This is a genomic window from Pseudomonas neuropathica (assembly GCF_015461835.1).
Lineage (GTDB): Bacteria > Pseudomonadota > Gammaproteobacteria > Pseudomonadales > Pseudomonadaceae > Aquipseudomonas > Aquipseudomonas neuropathica.
The window spans coordinates 1-11,980 of the sequence record NZ_JACOPX010000022.1; the positions used below are offsets into that span (position 1 = coordinate 1).

The 11,980-nt window shown below is 59.0% G+C and carries 10 protein-coding genes and 1 pseudogene; 7 read left to right on the forward strand and 4 right to left on the reverse strand.

Translation table 11 applies throughout. From position 1 onward, the window contains the following. Window positions 1–435 (forward strand): annotated as a pseudogene (locus H8F23_RS25930) (group II intron maturase-specific domain-containing protein); the annotation flags it as partial. 77 nt (window positions 436–512) lie between these two features. Here H8F23_RS25930 and H8F23_RS25935 read toward each other — a convergent pair. Both H8F23_RS25935 and H8F23_RS29405 read right to left on the reverse strand, forming a co-directional pair. After that, window positions 513–941 carry a DUF6896 domain-containing protein gene (locus H8F23_RS25935; RefSeq protein WP_194936270.1) on the reverse strand — a complete coding sequence of 143 codons (429 nt, stop codon included), beginning with the start codon at window positions 939–941 and terminating at the stop codon, window positions 513–515. Next, window positions 938–5,710, reverse strand: coding sequence for an RHS repeat-associated core domain-containing protein (locus tag H8F23_RS29405; protein WP_194936271.1), 4,773 nt, complete (start codon window positions 5,708–5,710; stop codon window positions 938–940). The genes H8F23_RS25935 and H8F23_RS29405 overlap by 4 nt, the downstream gene beginning before the upstream one ends. 193 nt (window positions 5,711–5,903) lie before the next feature. On the opposite strand from H8F23_RS29405, the gene H8F23_RS25945 reads away from it, so the two are divergent. Further along, window positions 5,904–6,494, forward strand: coding sequence for an NUDIX domain-containing protein (locus H8F23_RS25945; protein WP_194936272.1), 591 nt, complete (start codon window positions 5,904–5,906; stop codon window positions 6,492–6,494). Between the two features lies 1 nt (window position 6,495). Here the strand turns inward: H8F23_RS25945 and H8F23_RS25950 are convergent, their stop codons facing one another. Next, window positions 6,496–7,011, reverse strand: a complete 516-nt coding sequence (locus tag H8F23_RS25950; RefSeq protein ID WP_038365155.1) for a methylated-DNA--[protein]-cysteine S-methyltransferase — start codon at window positions 7,009–7,011, stop codon at window positions 6,496–6,498. Window positions 7,012–7,165: 154 nt separating this feature from the next. On the opposite strand from H8F23_RS25950, the gene ggt reads away from it, so the two are divergent. From ggt to H8F23_RS29005, 4 genes are all read left to right on the forward strand, one after another. Continuing rightward, window positions 7,166–8,893, forward strand: coding sequence for a gamma-glutamyltransferase (ggt, locus tag H8F23_RS25955; protein ID WP_093441230.1), 1,728 nt, complete (start codon window positions 7,166–7,168; stop codon window positions 8,891–8,893). A gap of 66 nt (window positions 8,894–8,959) precedes the next feature. After that, a complete protein-coding gene (locus tag H8F23_RS25960) occupies window positions 8,960–9,493 on the forward strand; it encodes a cysteine hydrolase family protein (protein WP_194936273.1) in 534 nt (177 codons plus the stop codon). A 197-nt stretch (window positions 9,494–9,690) separates the two neighbouring features. Further along, window positions 9,691–10,191, forward strand: coding sequence for a lysozyme inhibitor LprI family protein (locus tag H8F23_RS29000; RefSeq protein ID WP_228759383.1), 501 nt, complete (start codon window positions 9,691–9,693; stop codon window positions 10,189–10,191). Between the two features lie 54 nt (window positions 10,192–10,245). Then, window positions 10,246–10,704, forward strand: coding sequence for a hypothetical protein (locus H8F23_RS29005; RefSeq protein ID WP_228759384.1), 459 nt, complete (start codon window positions 10,246–10,248; stop codon window positions 10,702–10,704). Window positions 10,705–10,723: 19 nt separating this feature from the next. Here H8F23_RS29005 and H8F23_RS25970 read toward each other — a convergent pair whose 3' ends face one another. After that, entirely contained in the window at window positions 10,724–11,368 is a 645-nt protein-coding gene (locus H8F23_RS25970; protein ID WP_194936274.1) for a TetR/AcrR family transcriptional regulator, read from the reverse strand. A gap of 143 nt (window positions 11,369–11,511) precedes the next feature. On the opposite strand from H8F23_RS25970, the gene H8F23_RS25975 reads away from it, so the two are divergent. Beyond that, window positions 11,512–11,970, forward strand: a complete 459-nt coding sequence (locus H8F23_RS25975; RefSeq protein WP_194936275.1) for a GNAT family N-acetyltransferase — start codon at window positions 11,512–11,514, stop codon at window positions 11,968–11,970. Window positions 11,971–11,980: the final 10 nt, after the last annotated feature.

Below are 11,980 nucleotides of genomic sequence, written 5' to 3' on the forward strand. Positions count from 1 at the left end.
CCAACAGCCGAGGCTGCGAGTGGCGACGATGAGCTTGGGTCGCTTGCGCGACCGACTCAGAGACCTGCTGCGCGGAGCGCGGGGCCACAAGATGGCGACTGTCATCGAGCGGATAAACCCCGTGCTGCGTGGTTGGGCTGGCTACTTCAAGCTAAGCCAGAGCAAGCGACCGCTTGAGGAGTTGGATGGCTGGTACGTCATAAGCTTCGCTGTGTCATCTGGCGTCAATGGAAGCGGCCCTCTACGAGGGCGCGCAACTTGATGCGTCTGGGACTCGGTGAGGTGCGGGCGTGGAAATCGGCAGTCAATGGCCGAGGCCCATGGTGGAACTCAGGAGCGCCACATATGAATCAGGCGCTGCCGAAGAAGCTGTGGGATCGACTCGGACTGGTCTCGATACTGGATACGATAAACCGGCTTAACCGCATAACTTGAACCGCCGTATACGGAACCGTATGTACGGTGGTGTGAGAGGACGGCGGATGTGAATCCGCCTCCTACTCGATTCGTGTCTAATCGGTTTCTTTTGAGTCAGCCAATACATACAGGTTACTTATGCCTGACATTTTTTTGATTTTTTTTAGCTCTATATATTCTTTGAGTTCTTTTTTAATGGTTTCTTCATCGCAATATTTTCTATGTTTAGAGGGTCTTTCACGGGCAAAGTTGTATAGGCGCCAAGTATCAAATCCATTGATTTCACCGTTGGGGCCATAGTCAAAATCTACGCTTCCTGTCGATAAATTGATGCGGCAGCCAATACCATGCAATTCATATTTAACGCCTCGAGTGACTCTCCCGCGTCGCTTTATTACCTTGGTATACCAAAGCCTTCGAATGTCTCGAGTGCCAAATTTGCGCTGAAATATCAGGGTGCTGGACTCCACCATGGAGATGAAGTCATTTATCAGGATGTCCAAAGTTTCATTTTGGTCGCTCATCTTCTTCTCCGGTGCTCCAATCTGTCCAGGCCCACATTGTTTGCTGACTCTAATACATCTTCAATGCTTCTTAGCGCTCCGTTATACGCTTTGAGATCGGTTATGAGTTGGATTGTCACATTAGTCGAAGTTTGTCGTGCAGCTGCTGCGCGATGGTGTCCGTCCAGAATATATAGGTTGCCGTCATGTTCTATGACCTTGATGGGATCTGTTGGATCGTATCCGTTGCGCATTTTATTTTTATAATCCTCGACTGTCTTGGTTGAGGTTTTTCCCTCTATTGTATGTACTCGCTTTAAAGTTTTTGGATCTATATTGTGAGCAATGTTCGGTAGTTTCGGCTCTCCTTCATCAACCGTAATCCCCTCACTTCCACCCGGCACCTCACACCCAGGCTTATTCGGCGGCGGACAGTTGGAATTCAACCCCAACGGATCCACCCACCCCGTCGGATTCGGCACGTACTGGTACTGATTCAACCCACCGGCCAGCTTGATCGGATCCGGCGTCAGATACCGTCCCAGCCGCGGGTCGTAGTACCGGTGTCGGTTGTAATGCAGCCCGCTTTCCCCGTCGAAGTACTGCCCCTGAAAGCGCAGCGGCTGGTTCAGGTAGTCCTCGCCGGCCAGGGTCAGTGCGGCGACTTTGCCGTAGGCGTCGTATTGCGCGGACCAGACGATGTCGCCGCTGTAGTCGGTGAGTTCTTGCGGGGTGCCGAGGTGGTCGAGCTGGTAATAAAACGGGCAGGCTTTTTTCGGGCCTTTGCCGTCGAGCAGCGCCAGCGGGCGGAAGCTGCCGGGTTCGTAGACGTAGCTGCGGTATTCGCTTTCGCTGCTTTCGGCGACGAGGTGATCGCCTTGCCAGAAGAACTCGGTGGTCTCGCCGTTGACGGTTTTGCGGATACGCCGGCCGAAGGCGTCGTACTTGTAAGACGCAGTCTGGCCGTCGGGGCGGGTCAGGCCGATCAGGCGGTGCTGGCTGTCGTAGCGGTATTCGGTGACCAGGGTCTGCGCGCGGCCACGGCGTTCGCGGATCAGGTTGCCGAAGGCGTCGTAGTCGTAATGACGGTCGCCCTGCATGAGCAGGCGATTGCCTTTGATCTGGCTGGGGCCGGGGCGGTCCTGCATCAGCAGGTTGCCGGCCGGGTCGTGGGCGAAGCTTTCCGGCAGTTCGTCGCGTGAGTGGCGGACGCGGATGAGGCGGTCGAGGGCGTCGTAGCCGTAGGTGCGCTGGCCGTGGCGGCTGTCGGCAATGTGCGCGAGATTGCCATTGGCGCTGTAGGCATAATCGCGGCGGTACAACGCATCGCGCTGATGGCCTACGGCGTGGGCGAGTAAGCGTCCCTGATCGTCGTAGGAATATTCGCTGAGCAGCAGACCCTGCTGGCGTTGCCGTTCGCGACCGGACTGGTAGACGTGACGAGTCAGCGGCGTGCCGTTGAGGTCGATGTCGGTCAGCGCGCCACCCTTGGCGTGGCGGTAGTCGAGCACGCTGTTGTCCGGCAGGCGCATGCGCTTGAGCTGGCCGCAGGCGTCGTAGCGGTAACGCAGGGTGCCCCAGCCCTGATGCTCGGTGATCAGCCGGTCCTGACGGTCGTACTCGAAGGCCAGCGGGTGTTGCTGGCCGTCGTCGACCCCGATCAGACGGCCGAGGCGGTCGTACTGATAACTGACCTTGATCCCGTCGGGCAGGGTTTTGACCAGCAGACGCCCGGCTGCATCGCGCTTATAAGCGGTGAGCAAACAAGAGCCGTCATCACCGAACTCGGTCTTTTCCAGCAGATGGCCGTTGAGGTCATAGGTGTACGCCGTGCGCCGGCCGTCAAAACCGCTTTCCTGACGAATCAACCCGGTCGGCGTGTAGTCCAGCCGGTATTTTTCCCCGGACTCGTTTTCGATCTCGGTGAGCAATAGCTGCGCATGGTCGTAGCGGTACTGCACCCGCGTGCCGTCGGGGTTGATTCGCCGCGAGACCAGATGCAGGTCATCGTCGTATTCGTAGCGGGTGATGCGCCCCAGCTCATCGCGCTCGGCGGTGACCTGACCGTAGGCGCCGTAGCTGTAGGCGCGGGTGCTACCGTCAGGAAATGTCGTCTGAATCAGTCGGCCAACGGCGTCCCAATGCTGACGGGTGACTGCACCGTGTTCGTCTGCGGTCGTGGTCCGCCGCCCCAGTGCATCGTAGGAAAAGCGCCGTACGCCACCGTCGGGCAAGGTTTCTTCGGTCAACTGGCCGAGGCTGTTCCAGACCAGCCGATGGCGGCTGCTGTCCGGATAACGGATCGACAGCAACTGACCTCGGGTGTCGTAGTAGTAATGGGTGACCTGCCCGTCGGGGTCGACCGCTTCGGTGACATCGCCCTCGGCATTGCGCCGGTAGATCCACACGGCGTCACCGCGCGAACGCCGAAAAAGGAAACCGTTGCGATACTCGTAGGACGTTGGCGCTTCATCCGGTGGAATCAGCGCTATCAGCCGTCCGACCTCGTCGTAGCGGTATTCGGTGACCGCGCCCAAGGCATCCTGCTCGGCGATCAAGCGACCCGATGAGTCATAGGCCTTGAGCTGTTCACCACCATCCGCCGAGACTTTACGCACCAGCCGCGCACGTTCGTCGTGGACGTACGTTTCTTCGGTGCCGTCGAGGTAATGCACTGCGACGCTGCCGTCCTCCGCCCAGACGTAGCGCGTGTCCATCTGCGAAAACGACGCCCAATGCCTGACACAGCGAGAAGCCTTGCCTGAGCGCTCCCACTCCCAGAAGAAGCTCGCACCGCCGGCCAGTTGCCGCTGCAGGATCACGTGAGCGTCGTCGTAGTCGTAACGCTCGCTGTCACCGACGGCGTTGATCGCTTCGATCAGGTGCCGGTAGGCGTCGTAGCGGTAACTGACCAGCGCCTGTTCGGTGCCCCAGGCACCGTCGCGAAACACCTGATAATCAACACCCAGCAACTGCGCGCGGTCATAGCGCAACAGCAGCGAACGCCCGGCGCCGTTGTCCAGTCGCTGCACCCGGTCAGAGCGATCGCGCTGCACGGTCAGACGATTGCCATAGGCATCGCTGATCGCTGTCAGCCGTCCCGCGCGAAAGTGATAGAACCGCGCCGTTTCCCCGGCCAGCGCGAGGATCAGCTCTTCCGGCTCATCGCCCAGAAAGATCGCCGCCCGCGACAGGCTGTTGTGAATAGCCGGTCGTGCAGCACTGGGCAACGGAAAACGGGTGCGACGGTTTTCGTGATCGACCCAAACAACCTCATCGGCGAAAAACTCCAGCCGATGCGCCAGCGAATGACTCCAGCCAAACCCCAACCCAACATCGATCTCGACGGCGCTGGAGCGATACAACCGGGTGAACTCAAACGGCAACACGCCATCGAGCACTGCATCGCTCAAGGTCAGCAGTTCTTCGCCGGTGACCATCGACACCGGGCAGCCGTTGGTGCAGGTACGCGACACACAATCGGCGCTGTCGCCGTTGGGGTTTTTCGCCTGATCCGGTGAGTCGTCATGCGGCTCATGCCGTTGCAACCGGCTCGAAGCGCCAGACTTGTCCCGCGCCAGTGGCGCCGGATTCGGCACCGTCAACACCAGCGAATCGGCCTGACGAATGTTCAGCGGTATCGACGGCGTCGGTTTCAACTCGACTTCGCGCGCGTGAAGCATCAACGGCCGCAAGGTGCTCGCGTGTTTGTTCAGTTCCGGTGCGGACGTCAGCTCCGCGAGTCGCAACGCCGACGCCGCCAGCCACTCGCGCGCCCGCGGCGACTTGATCTTCGCCAACGCCTTGCTGCTCAAGCGCAGTGGCACGCCGACGCCACCCGACAACGCCGTCAGCAGAAAACCGATCAGCAGTTCGGCACGCACTTCGGCGACCACTTCGGCCAAATGTTGCGGCGGCAGCATCTTCAGCCAACTGGTGAACGCGGCCAGATGAATGAACAGCAGCGGTTCGTCACTGAGGATCAACAGGCCGTTGGCGATGGCGTCGCTGGAGGCATTCAATAACGCCTCAAGCTCGGCCTCGCTGAGGTATTCCAGCAACTTTTCACTGTTGGCCTGCAAGTCGGCGAGCAGGGCGAATAGCTGTTTGATGTCGTCCCAGACGCCATTCAGGGCTTGCTCGAATCCACGCCAATCGGCTTGTTGCAACTGACCGTAACGTTCAAGAAACCCGGCGCTGGAAAACTCCGTCCACTGCGGCTGAACCCCGGCCCATTCAGCGCGCAACCAGCCCTCCAGGCCTGCAATGACACTTTCATAAGAGGCATACAGCGCACGCACATGGTCGGTGGACACATCGGGAAAGAAGGTGATGCGATAACGCTGGCCCCGATCGCAATCAGTCACCTCCAGAATGCCGCTGGGGCCGATGGTGTAACGCAGCGGCTCACCGAAAGTCAGCACACCGCCGACATCGGCAAGCACCGGTTCGAGGGTTACCGGGGTGTTGCCGATCGGCACAAACCGCGCGGCCTCGAACATGTGCACCAGCGTCAACGCCCCGCTGGCCGAGCACATGACCACCGATGAACTGAGTTGGCGCGACTTGATCGGCGCGCTGAGGCGCACGTCGTTGCCGACAGTGAAGACCTGCTCGACATCCAGCGCCGTCCCGGTCCAGAACTGCTCGGCCCAGGCGTCGTAGTTGTTCAGGCACAGGCGGAATTCGCGGATCAGGTGTTCGAAGTCCGGCTCGTCGGGATTCAAAGCAGCAACAACGAGCAGGCCGATGCTGTTGTTCAGGGCCAGCAGCTGATCGGTTGGAAGCATTCGCAGTCTCTCGCGCACATCAAAAAGGTGCGGGGACTTTGCGGGGGATCAATCAGGAAAGAAGTCGGGCGAGTAGGTGATGTCTGTAGGATGTTTCGACATAGTTTGTGGGGCGGTATAGGGTTTCGTTTTTTCGTTCACAAAAAAGGGCTTTTACCTACCCAGGGGCCTTCAATGAAAAGGATCAAGCGTCATGTCCAACACAGCCGAGCGGGTCAACATCGTCGACACTCAAGTGTTGTCCCATGACTGGTATTTGCTGAAGAAAATCACCTTCGATTATCACCGCAACAATGGCGAGTGGCAGCGTCAGACCCGTGAGGTTTACGACCGCGGCAATGGCGCGGCCATTCTGTTGTTCAACCGCGAGCAGCGCACGGTGGTGCTGACCCGGCAGTTCCGTTTACCGGTGTTCGTCAATGGTCATGACGGATTGCTGATCGAGGTGGCGGCCGGGTTGCTCGAAGGCGCGGCGCCGGAGCAGCGGATTCGCGATGAAGCGGAGGAAGAAACCGGTTATCGCGTTCATGATGTGAAGAAGGTGTTCGAGGCTTACATGAGTCCCGGTTCGGTGACTGAGAAGCTGCATTTTTTCATTGCCGAATACGACTCGGCATCGAAGGTCGGCGAGGGCGGTGGACTGGAAGAAGAGACCGAAGAGTTAGAAGTGCTGGAGTGGCGATTCGATGACGCGTTGGCGGCGTTTCAGCGCGGTGAGATCTGCGACGCCAAGACCATCATGCTGTTGCAGTATGCGGCGATGAATAACCTGTTCGGCGCTTGATTCAGAACAGTTCGCCGGTTTTGCCAATTTGCGACCACTGACCACCCTCCAGGGTCAGCAAGCGCTCTTTAGCCTCGAGCCCACCGGCAAATCCGGTCAGCTTTCCTGACGCGCCAATCACCCGATGACACGGCGCGACAATGGAGATCGGATTGCGTCCGTTCGCTGCGCCCACTGCCCGTACGGCGCTGGGATTGCCTATCTGTTCGGCAATCTGGCTGTAGGTCCGCGTCTCGCCGAATGGAATGGTCAGCAGCGCCGTCCAGACCTTTTTCTGAAAGTCGGTGCCAGCGAAATCCAGTTCCAGATCAAAACAGTCACGCGTCCCGGAAAAATATTCTTCAAGTTGTCGAGCGGTTCGAATCAGGATCGGATTGTCGGGTGCCTCGCTCATCGGCCCGAGGCGCACGCGGTTCGGTTTGTCGTTTTCCCAGAGGATGGCCGCCAGTCGTGAGCCGTTCGCGACCAGCTTCAGCTCGCCGACGGGCGAGGGCAGGGTGATGAACGTGTAAGACATGACGGCAGACTCCGGATCAGGGCGGCAACAGCGCCCAGCATACTGCCTGATCGGGGAGGCGCAATACGCAAAGCCGACCATACTGCTTGGTGCTCTTGCAGCGTTCCTCCCTCTGTTTTGCACAGACCCTGAAAACAAAAAAAGAGATCGACTCATGAAGTACGAACCTTTGGCCAAATCGCTGATAGCGACCTCACTGGCACTCAGCTGTCTCATGGCTCACGCGGCGTCAGTCGCACCGGTTGCCGCCGAAAACGGCATGGTGGTCACTGCGCAACATCTGGCCACCCATGTGGGCGTCGACGTATTGAAAAGTGGCGGTAATGCCGTCGATGCGGCGGTCGCCGTGGGTTACGCGCTGGCGGTGGTCTATCCCGCAGCAGGCAACCTGGGCGGAGGCGGCTTCATGACCATTCAACTGGCAGACGGGCGCAAGACCTTCCTCGATTTTCGTGAGAAAGCACCACTGGCGGCCACTGCCAACATGTACCTCGACAAGGAAGGCAACGTCATTCCCGACTTGAGTACCCGTGGCCACCTGGCGGTGGGCGTGCCGGGCACGGTTTCGGGCATGGAACTGGCACTGAGTAAATACGGGACCAAGCCGCGCAAGGAGATGATTGCGCCGGCGATCAAACTGGCAGAAGACGGTTTTGCGCTGGAGCAGGGTGACGTCGAGTTGCTGGAGTACGCCACCGACGTGTTCAAGAAGGACATGCGCGACTCCGGCTCGATCTTCCTGCATAACGGCGAGCCGATGCAGGTCGGGCAGAAACTGGTGCAGAAGGATCTCGGCAAAACCCTGCGGACCATTTCCGAAAAAGGCGCCGACGGCTTCTATAAAGGCTGGGTCGCCGACGCCATCGTCACCTCCAGCCAGGCCAACAAAGGCATCATCACCCAGGCTGACCTCGATAAATACAAGACCCGCGAACTGGCTCCGGTGGAGTGCGACTACCGTGGTTACCATGTGGTTTCGGCGCCGCCACCAAGCTCTGGCGGGGTGGTGATCTGCCAGATCATGAACATCCTCGAAGGCTATCCGATGAAGGACCTGGGCTTCCATTCGGCTCAGGGCATGCATTATCAGATCGAAGCCATGCGCCACGCCTATGTTGATCGAAACAGCTACCTGGGTGATCCGGATTTCGTCAAAAACCCGATCGAGCATCTGCTGGACAAGAACTACGCGACCAAACTGCGCGACGCCATCCAGCCGCAAAAGGCCGGCGTGTCGGCTGAACTCAAACCCGGCGTAGCCCCCCATGAAGGCAGCAACACCACCCACTATTCGATCGTCGACAAGTGGGGCAATGCGGTGTCGGTCACTTACACCCTCAATGACTGGTTCGGCGCGGGCGTGATGGCGAGCAAGACCGGGGTGATCCTCAACGATGAAATGGACGACTTCACCTCCAAGGTCGGCGTGCCGAACATGTACGGCCTGGTGCAGGGCGAAGCCAATGCGATTGCTCCGGGCAAGGCACCGCTGTCGTCGATGAGCCCGACCATTGTCACCAAGGATGGCAAAGTGGTGATGGTGGTCGGTACACCGGGCGGCAGCCGTATTATCACGGCGACTTTGCTGACCATGCTCAACGTCATCGACTACGGCATGGGCCTGCAGGAGGCGGTCGATGCGCCACGCTTCCACCAGCAGTGGATGCCGGAGGAAACCAACCTCGAAGACTTCGCCGCCAGCCCCGACACGAAGAAGCTCCTCGAGAGCTGGGGCCACAAGTTCGCCGGCCCGCAGGACGCCAACCACATCGCCGCGATTCTGGTGGGGGCACCTTCGCTGGGCGGTAAGCCGGTCGGCAAAAACCGCTTCTACGGCGCTAACGATCCACGCCGCAACACGGGCTTGTCACTGGGTTACTGAGGAGCGTAAAAAGGGGGCGGGCTTACGTCCGCCCCTGTCTCAAGGACTGATCAAGGAAGGCTCATCATGACCACCGCATTACTGATCATCGACGTCCAGCGCGCCCTCTGCTCGGGCGAATATCAGTGCTACGACATTCAGCGCGTGCTCGACACCATCAACGGTCTCAGTGCTCGCGCACGCCAGGCTGGCGTGCCCGTGGTGCTGATCCAGCATGAAGAAAAGGACAGCCCGTTGGCCCATGGTGCCGAAGGCTGGCAACTGGCTGATGAACTGTTAACCGTCGCCAGTGACTTGCGCGTACGCAAGACCACACGGGACTCGTTTTACCAGACTGACCTGAGTAAATTTTTGCCAAGTGAAGACTTCGAACGACTGGTTATTTGCGGTCTGCAAACCGATTACTGTGTCAATGCGACCGTACGCCGGGCCCATGAGCTGGGTTATGACGTAGTGCTTGCCGCCGACGCGCATTCCACCGTCGACAACGGCAATATGAGCGCCGAGGACATCATCGCCGAGCACAACAAGGATCTGGCGCATCTGACTGGCTCGGTGGCGCGTATCGACGTCAAACACGCCGCCGACATCACGTTCTGACCACCCACACAAAACCCTGTGGGAGCGAGCCTGCTCGCGAAAGCGCTGTGGCATTTGATGCAACATCGTCTGACCGAACGCTATCGCGAGCAGGCTCACTCCTACAGTGATTGCGAAATCCTGATTGCTATGTACATCAGGGATTTCCGCTGGCAGCACTGGCATACTGCGGGCCGTCCGAAGAATGGAATCTCTCGATGTTTGCTATCTCCCGGCGTCATGCCTTGGCGCTGATGTGCCTTGCGTTTGCCTCTATCACCCACGCCAGCAGTTTTGATTGCACCAGTGCCACCAGCAAAACTGAAAAAGCCATCTGTGGCGACCCGCAGATTTCGCTGCTCGATGAGAAGCTGGGTAAGCTGTGGCACTCGACATTGGCTAATGTCTCCGATGCCAAAGCCCTCAAGTCTGACCAGCGACAGTGGCTGAAAAGTCGCAACGCCTGCGGTGAACAGACGGCCTGTTTGCAGCGTCAGTATCTGATGCGCCTGACCGAGTTGGAGCATGTCACCCAGCCCTTCAGTTGGGACGCGACCTGGCAGCTCATTCCGCCAGGGACCTCAACCTCGGCGACAGTCATAACCCAGCGCCGCGACCCCACGCACATCAGCATCGACATCACGGCGGCTGAGGGCGCCAATTCCGGTGATCTGGATGGCGTTGCCACACTCAAGGACGGTAAAGCCGTTTACTCGTAAGACCAGTGCACCCTGTTGTTCACCCCCATCAATGGTGTGTTGGATATTTCTATCGTGGGTGCAGGCGGATATTGCAGTGCCGGGTTGGGCGTCTACTACACCGGTCGTTTTGTCGCTTCGCAGCAACCGCTGACGCTGGATTACGACATGCTCAGCCTGGGCCTGGCGCAAACACCGGAAGAAAACCAGGCACTGCACACGTTGCTCAACACTGATTATCAGACGCTGGTGGAAAAGTCCGGCTCGTTGATGACCGCTGAACCTTCCGCTGATGTGCCGGGTAGTCAGGTCTGGGAGATGTGGATGCGCGGCCTGGGTGGCACCGGCATCGTGATGCGGTCAGCCGATGGCCATTTCTGGGTCTTGTTGGTTACCTACGACAACACCGGACACTCGCGCCTGCGCTATTTCACCGATGTTGCGAAATGGAAAAAACGTCTACCCGGCGCCTTGCACGACTGGAACGAGCGCATGAAAGATCATCTGGAACTCCCCGTAGACTTCATGCCCTGATCGGCGCAGCACTGCGCCATCACGTCGCAAACAACACCCCACGAATCTCGCCCACCCGCGGCGCTACGACCACGCCCTCCAGCACCATGCGCGTGATCGTCTGTGCCGCCGTTTGATAATCCTCATCCGGCGGCACTTCGCGCCCCATGATCCGGCCCATCTGCCAGCCGATATTGGTGTACGTCCGCGTTGCCGACCAGATGAACAGCATCAAATGCTCCGGATCCACCGGCGCGAGCAAACCGCGTTCGATCCAGCTGCGCAGACATTCAACGTTGCGCCGCGCTTCGGCCTGCAACAGATCGCGGCACTCATCCGGCAACTGGCGACCGCCCAATAGCAACTCGCCACTGAATACCTTGGCAATCGCCGGATGTTCGCGGGCGATGCGAATGCGTGCGGCCACGTAGGCGCGCAGTCCCGTCAGCGGATCATCACTTTCACGCAGCACCGCCGAGGCTTCCAGCAGCGGCTCGACAAACCCCAGCAGCACTTTGCTGTAGAGGTTTTCCTTGCTCTGGAAGTAGTAATACAGATTGGCTTTGGGCACCCCGGCACGCGCCGCGATATCGCGGGTCTGGGTCGCGTTGAAGCCGTTGGCGGCGAATTCCTCGCTGGCAGCGGCGAGGATCAACTGCTCGTTGCGTACGCGGATGGCACTCATGGCAACACAGGTTGGCTGGACGGCATGGAAAGATTCTGGCGATTTTGGTTTCGCAATATACAAAACTATATAGCGATGAGGCCAGCACACTCGAAGGGCGGCGCTATGCTGTTTCGATCATTGACAGGAAAAGGAGCGGGCACATGACCCTTCAGGCACTGCGGGCCGACGCGACACACCTGGATGCGGTGGCGCAGTTGTTCGACGCTTACCGAGGCTTTTACCAGCAACCATCGAACCTTGTGCAATCGCGGACCTTCATCGCTGAACGCATGGCTGCCAGCGAATCGGCGATTTTTCTCGCGCAGGATGAACACGGCGAGGCGCTGGGTTTCGTGCAGTTGTATCCGACGTTCTCGTCCATCGATGCCCACCGCACCTGGCTGCTCAGCGACCTGTTCACCACGCCCGCCGCACGTGGGAGCGGGGTGGGTCGATTGCTGATGAACACGGCGCGTGACTTTGCCTTGGCGAGCGGTGCGAAGGGGCTGGTGCTCGAGACCGCTACCGACAACCTTACGGCGCAAGGCTTGTACGAATCCCTCGGCTACGTACGCGACAGCGGTTATTACACCTACGTTCTCGACTTGCGGCAGGGCTGAGCAAGTTTTT

Excerpts from the sequence above, each read along its gene's own strand:
- H8F23_RS25960 (WP_194936273.1), top strand. The coding sequence starts at position 8,960 with ATGACCACCGCATTACTGATCATCGACGTCCAGCGCGCCCTCTGCTCG.
- H8F23_RS25975 (WP_194936275.1), top strand. The coding sequence starts at position 11,512 with ATGACCCTTCAGGCACTGCGGGCCGACGCGACACACCTGGATGCGGTG.
- H8F23_RS29405 (WP_194936271.1), bottom strand. The coding sequence starts at position 5,710 with ATGCTTCCAACCGATCAGCTGCTGGCCCTGAACAACAGCATCGGCCTG.
- H8F23_RS25950 (WP_038365155.1), bottom strand. The coding sequence starts at position 7,011 with ATGTCTTACACGTTCATCACCCTGCCCTCGCCCGTCGGCGAGCTGAAG.
- H8F23_RS25970 (WP_194936274.1), bottom strand. The coding sequence starts at position 11,368 with ATGAGTGCCATCCGCGTACGCAACGAGCAGTTGATCCTCGCCGCTGCC.
- H8F23_RS29000 (WP_228759383.1), top strand. The coding sequence starts at position 9,691 with ATGTTTGCTATCTCCCGGCGTCATGCCTTGGCGCTGATGTGCCTTGCG.
- H8F23_RS25945 (WP_194936272.1), top strand. The coding sequence starts at position 5,904 with ATGTCCAACACAGCCGAGCGGGTCAACATCGTCGACACTCAAGTGTTG.
- H8F23_RS25935 (WP_194936270.1), bottom strand. The coding sequence starts at position 941 with ATGAGCGACCAAAATGAAACTTTGGACATCCTGATAAATGACTTCATC.
- ggt (WP_093441230.1), top strand. The coding sequence starts at position 7,166 with ATGAAGTACGAACCTTTGGCCAAATCGCTGATAGCGACCTCACTGGCA.